Here is a 5,335-nt window from a genome sequence, read left to right on the forward strand (position 1 = left end):
AGAAGTAGGTCAGCGCTTTTTCACGGGGGACGACGTAATATGGCGGAGTGCCGCCCGTCAGCCCCCTGGTCCTCAATCTCGCCGTCGCGCTCGGCATCGGTCTGCTGATCGGCATCGATCGCGAACGCCGCAAGGGTACCGGGCCGGATCGCGCAGCAGCCGGCATCCGTACCTTCACCATCACTTCGCTCTGTGGTGCCATCGCCGTCATCGCCGGCGGCGACCTGCTGCTCGCGATCGTGACGGTGGGCGTTTTCGCGCTGGCGGCGCTGGCCTATTGGCGGGCCCAGGACCGCGACCCCGGCCTCACGACCGAGGCGGCACTGGTGGCGACGGCGCTGCTGGGCGGCCTCGCGATCCACGAGCCGGCGTTGGCGGCGGGGCTCGGCGTGATCGTGGCGGGCCTGCTGACGGCGCGCACCGCCATCCATCGCTTCGTGCGTTCGGTGCTGACGGAAGAAGAGGTCCGCGACGGGCTGATCTTCGCCGCCGCCACGCTCGTCGTCCTGCCGCTGCTGCCGGACAAGACGATCGGCCCTTATGGCGCGCTCAACCCGCGCACGATCTGGATCGTGGTCGTGCTGGTCATGGCTGTGAGCGCGCTGGGTTACATCGCCGTACGCATCGTCGGTGCCCGCTTCGGCCTGCCGCTGGCGGGCCTTGCCTCGGGGTTCGTGTCGAGCATCGCCACCATCGGCGCAATGGGCGCGCGCGCGGCTAGGAACGGCGAACTCCTGAGACCGGCAGTGGCCGGCGCGGTGCTCTCGACGGTCGCCACGATCGTGCAATTGACCGTCCTGCTCGCTGCCACCAGCACTACCACTCTGCTTGCGCTTGCAGCCCCTCTTGCCTGCGCCGGCGCGGCAGCAATTCTCTATGGCAGCGTCTTCACGGTGCTCGCGCTGCGGCACAAGGTGGAGCCGCAGGACGAGCCAGGTCACGCTTTCAGCCTGAGGTCGGCCCTCCTGTTTGCCGCCCTGTTGTCCGCCATCCTCCTCGCCTCGGCGGCCCTGCAGGACTGGGCCGGCAACGCGGGCGTGCTCGCGGTCGCCGGACTCGCCGGCCTCGCCGACACCCATTCCGCCGCGATTTCGGTGGCCGCGCTGGTCGCATCCGACCGACTCGGCGCCCAGGATGCAGTCGTCCCCATCCTGGCCGCGGTCACGACAAACACCCTCACCAAGGCGATCTTCGCTGTCACCGGCGGCGGCACTGCCTTCGCGGTGCGCGTCATTCCCGGACTGATCCTGGTAGTCGCCGCGGCCTGGGCGGGAGCGCGATTCCTTGGCTGAGCTGGTCCTTCTTCCCGGCTTCATGTGCGATCAGGATCTGTGGGCCGACATGGCCGCCGACCTCGAGGCTTTGGGCCCTCTGCACTACGGCAACGTCTACCAGGACGACACGCTGGAGGGCATGGCGCAGCGTGTCCTCGACGCTGGCCCCGAGCGATTTGTGCTGGTGGGCTTCTCGATGGGCGGCTTCGTGGCGCGTGTGCTCACCCTGATGGCGCCCGAGCGCGTGAGCGGCGTGGCCTTTGTCGCCTCCTCGGCGCGCGGCTATTCCGACGAGGAGACGGCGCGGCGCAAGGCGGGCTACCGGCCCGGCGACCGGCCACCGCGTGCCGCCGGTGCCGTCTCGACGGCGATGGGCCTGCACCCGGACCGCGAGAAGGATCCCGTCCTGCTCGAGCGCCTGCGGGGCATGCAGCGCCGCCTCGGCCCTGAGGTGCGCAGGCGGCAGGCCGCCCTGGTGCGGTGCGACGGCTATGCCGACCTGGAGCGAATTACGTGCCCCGCACTGGTGATCGCCTGCCGCCAGGATCGGCTGCGCAGCTTCGCCGAGACCGAACGCATGGCGAAGCACCTGCCGCACGCCCGCTTCGAGGTGATCGAGGACTGCGGCCACATGGCGCCGCTGGAACGGCCGCACGAGCTTAGCGGTCTGCTCGCAGGCTGGATCAGGCGCGAAGGGCTGTAGTCCGCCGCCGCACCCGCCGCGACAGCCAGATGGCGCTGCCGAACACGGCGGCGACGGCGAAGGCCACGGCGGAAGGCAGCCAGATGTCGACGAACGACACGATGCGGGCCCGGATCGGGTTGGCCGGATCGTAGATCACCGTCACGCGGTCGCCTTGGGCAAATGCTCTCTCGCTGCCGCCCCGACCGTGAAACTCGATCTCGCGGCCGCCCTCGCGCGTCGTGAAGCGCACGACGGGCGCAAAGGAGGCGCGCTCGACGGTGCGATCGATCTCCCGCCCGTCGGCCAGCCGCACGCTCTCGGACTCGGTGCGTCGGCTCTCACGGTTCTCGAGGACGACGCCTTCGGCCCGTACCCCGCCGGTGTACAGATCGGCGGCGCTCAACAGGACGAAGGCCCCGATCAGGCTGGCCCCCGCGGCGATGATCGCGAAGGCCGCTTCACCCACAACGGCGAGGTCGATGCCGCGGGAGAGCGCCCAGGCCACGGTGCCGAACAGCATCCAGAAGCTTCCGAAGACGGTGACGAAAATCGCCGAGAACCACAGGCGGTCGAAGGAATCGATGCGGAAATCGCGCGGGTCCTGCGGCATGTAAAGGATCGTGACCTTGTCGCCCACGGCGAAGTCGGGCGCACCTGATGCAAGATCCGTCACCTCCTGCGTCACACCGCCCGGCAATTCGAAGCGCACCACGGGCGCGTACATGTCGCCCTCGCGACGAATCTCGATCACCTCGCCGTCGGCGCGCTCGCCATGAAGGACATGACGCAGGCTGCCGAGACCCAGCGCCAGGCCGCCGGCCAGGATCAACCCGCCGATCCCGAGGACGAGCCAGGAAATCCAGCGCCAGTCGCGATCGGCGGCCACTGCAGCGACCTCAGGCAGGACGCTGGCGGAGCGCATCGACGATCGCCACGAGGCGGCTGCCCTGGGGTGTGGCGGGATCGAGCAGCTGTTCACGCGGCGTCGTCTCGGCCAGCCGGCTCAACTCCATCAGCGCACGAATGTGCTGGCGCCGCGTCAGCCGGTGCTGGGACGAGCGATGGCGAAAGAACAGCCGCACCAACTGGCCTTCGCCGACCAGCGCGCCGAGCTCGGTCGCGGTGCAGTAGATCAGGAAGCAGGTGAAGATCCAGATCTGCGCCGCCACGAAGCGATGCACGACGAAATGATCGGCGACTGCTTGAAGCGCCGGGCCGATGCCGTCGCCCTGCAGCGTATAGTGCACGACCTGCTCGAGCAGGCGCACGACCAGGACGACCAGGGTGTAGAAAATCGTCTTGTAGAGAATCGGCTGGATCAGCGGCGCGCCACGGAAGCGGTCGATGAGGCGGAACTTGTCCATCACCAGGATGGTCTTGCCCACGACCAGCGCCGCGCCGGTCGCCAGCAGGAGCCCCGAGAAATGAAACCAGTAGCCTTGGGTCAACAGATTGGTGGTGAAGACGATCAGGTTGAACGCGATCACGAAATAGAGCGTCGGCGGCAGAACGTGCCGCATTTCCTTCAGCCAGAAACGATAGACGCGGACGGCCAGCGGCGGCTTCATCGCAGTCACATCCGCCCGCCATCGACGACGAAATTCTGCGCCGTCACCAGACGGCTGTCGTCGGCCGCAAGCCACAGCGCCATGCGGGCGATATCGGGCGGATAGACCTTCTCCTTGAGACACTGAGCCATCATCAGGGCGGCTTCGGCTTCCGGCGTCAGCCACAGGTCGATCTGGCGCTGGGTCATGATCCATCCCGGCGTGATGGCATTGAGGCGGATGCCGTCGGGTCCGAGGTCGCGAGCGAGGCCGCGCGTCATGCCGATGACGGCCGCCTTGGCCGCCTGATAGACCGAGAGCTGCGGCGTCATGGTGTGGTAGCTGACCGAGCTGAAATTCACGATCGACCCGCCGCCCGCCTTCTTCATGCCGGGTGCCACGGCCTGGATGGCGAAGTACTGGTGCCGCAGATTGACGGCGATGCGCTCGTCCCAGAACGCCGGCGTCACGTCCGCGAGATCATGGCGGTCGTCGCGCGCGGCATTGTTGATCAGGACGGTGATGGGCCCGAACTTGGCGGCGACCGCATTGATTGCAGCCTGGTAGGCCGCGATGTCGCGTACGTCACACTTGGCGAACAGCGGCGGCGGAAAGCCGGCGGCGCCCAGCTTCTCGACCAGGACCTTCGCCGGTGGCTCGTCGATGTCGACGAAGCCCACCTTGGCGCCTTGCCCGGCGAAGTGCTCGACGATCGAGGCACCGATGCCCGAGCCGCCGCCAGAGACAAACACGACGCGGCCGGCGAGGCTGGGGTAGGAGGCGAATTTCGACATGGATCCTCACAACATGAACGGACGAAACGCGATCTCGCCTGCGAGGGTGGCGCCCGCGGGCAACAGCGCCTGGGCGACGGCACCGTTGGCATGGCTCACCGGCTCGACGCAGAAATGCAGACGGCCCTTTGGAACATAGATCACGAGATGGCGAAACGGCTCCGTCGCCTCGAGGGCGAGGCCGAGGCCGCGCCGGGGCCAGCGGATCGCGGCCCGGCCGTCCCAGCCATCGAAGCAGTTGTCGAGGACGACATCGTCCAGCGGGCGGGAGTCGGCAAAGCTCCATTCAGGCGGCACGGCAACGCGGTCAATCGGCAGGACATCGGCATCGGCCCGCCACACGCCCTCGACCCGGCACGCGAGTTCCGTGTCGCCATCGCGCGGGAAGAAGGGATGCAGGCCGAGGCCCGCCGGCACCGGGCGATCCTCGAGATTCTCGATCGTCATGCCGACAGCGAGCCCCTCCTCGCCCAAGTGGAATGCCTGCCGCGCATGGTAGCGGAACGGCCAGCCTTCCCGCCCGTCATGCTCGTAGACCAGCTCGGCGGAGCGGACATCGCGCCGCGCGACCTGCCACGGCCGGGCCCAACCGTCGCCATGCATCGGATGACGCTGGCCCGGCCAGTTGGGTTCCAGGACGAATTCCTCGCCATCCACGACGAGACGGCCGTTCGCGATGCGATTGGAAAATGGCACCAGCGGATAGCAGGCCATCGCCGCAGCGTCGGCCGGCCGCAGCAAATCGAAGGCAGTGCCCACGGCATCGAGGACGAAGCGGGTGATCGAGCCGCCGGCGGCGGGCGCCAGATCGACCGCGAGCCGCCCCGACCGCAACGACAAAACCGTCACCGAATGCCTCGTCCCTGTGTAGACTTCGACATTCCCAACAAACCGAGGAAGCGCCGACATGTCGACGAATATGCTGAAGAAGCGGCTGCAGGCGGGCAAGGCCTGCGTCAATGCCTGGCTCGCCATCCCCAGCGGCTTCTCCGCCGAGGTCATGGCGCAATGCGGCTGGGACAGCGTCACCGTCGA

At 68.0% G+C, this 5,335-nt stretch carries 6 protein-coding genes; 2 read left to right on the forward strand and 4 right to left on the reverse strand.

Annotation, left to right across the window (positions count from 1 at the left end; translation table 11 throughout):
* Positions 1 to 47 precede the first annotated feature (47 nt).
* Together Q0C38_RS22890 and Q0C38_RS22895 are read left to right on the forward strand one after the other, a co-directional pair.
* On the forward strand, positions 48 to 1,292 hold the full coding sequence (locus Q0C38_RS22890) for a DUF4010 domain-containing protein (RefSeq protein WP_291299453.1): 1,245 nt from the start codon (positions 48 to 50) through the stop codon (positions 1,290 to 1,292).
* On the forward strand, positions 1,285 to 1,977 hold the full coding sequence (locus Q0C38_RS22895) for an alpha/beta fold hydrolase (protein ID WP_291299454.1): 693 nt from the start codon (positions 1,285 to 1,287) through the stop codon (positions 1,975 to 1,977). The genes Q0C38_RS22890 and Q0C38_RS22895 overlap by 8 nt, the downstream gene beginning before the upstream one ends.
* Here the strand turns inward: Q0C38_RS22895 and Q0C38_RS22900 are convergent.
* From Q0C38_RS22900 to Q0C38_RS22915, 4 genes are read right to left on the reverse strand one after another with little or no spacing between them, the layout of a single operon-like run.
* Complete coding sequence (locus tag Q0C38_RS22900) at positions 1,958 to 2,845, reverse strand: DUF3592 domain-containing protein (RefSeq protein ID WP_291299455.1); 888 nt, start codon at positions 2,843 to 2,845, stop codon at positions 1,958 to 1,960. The two genes, Q0C38_RS22895 and Q0C38_RS22900, sit on opposite strands and share 20 nt — an antisense overlap.
* A gap of 10 nt (positions 2,846 to 2,855) precedes the next feature.
* Positions 2,856 to 3,527, reverse strand: a complete 672-nt coding sequence (locus tag Q0C38_RS22905; protein WP_291299456.1) for a hypothetical protein — start codon at positions 3,525 to 3,527, stop codon at positions 2,856 to 2,858.
* A 5-nt stretch (positions 3,528 to 3,532) separates the two neighbouring features.
* Complete coding sequence (locus Q0C38_RS22910) at positions 3,533 to 4,300, reverse strand: SDR family NAD(P)-dependent oxidoreductase (RefSeq protein ID WP_291299457.1); 768 nt, start codon at positions 4,298 to 4,300, stop codon at positions 3,533 to 3,535.
* A 6-nt stretch (positions 4,301 to 4,306) separates the two neighbouring features.
* Positions 4,307 to 5,209: an aldose 1-epimerase gene (locus tag Q0C38_RS22915; RefSeq protein WP_291299458.1), complete on the reverse strand. Its 903-nt coding sequence runs from the start codon at positions 5,207 to 5,209 to the stop codon at positions 4,307 to 4,309.
* Between the last annotated feature and the right edge of the window lie 126 nt (positions 5,210 to 5,335).

Source organism: Elioraea sp. (genome assembly GCF_022842375.1).
GTDB lineage: Bacteria > Pseudomonadota > Alphaproteobacteria > Acetobacterales > Acetobacteraceae > Elioraea_A.

What these genes read in the sequence shown, in the direction of transcription:
- Q0C38_RS22905 (WP_291299456.1), bottom strand. Translation starts at nt 3,527, where the DNA reads ATGAAGCCGCCGCTGGCCGTCCGCGTCTATCGTTTCTGGCTGAAGGAA.
- Q0C38_RS22910 (WP_291299457.1), bottom strand. Translation starts at nt 4,300, where the DNA reads ATGTCGAAATTCGCCTCCTACCCCAGCCTCGCCGGCCGCGTCGTGTTT.
- Q0C38_RS22915 (WP_291299458.1), bottom strand. Translation starts at nt 5,209, where the DNA reads ATGTCGGCGCTTCCTCGGTTTGTTGGGAATGTCGAAGTCTACACAGGG.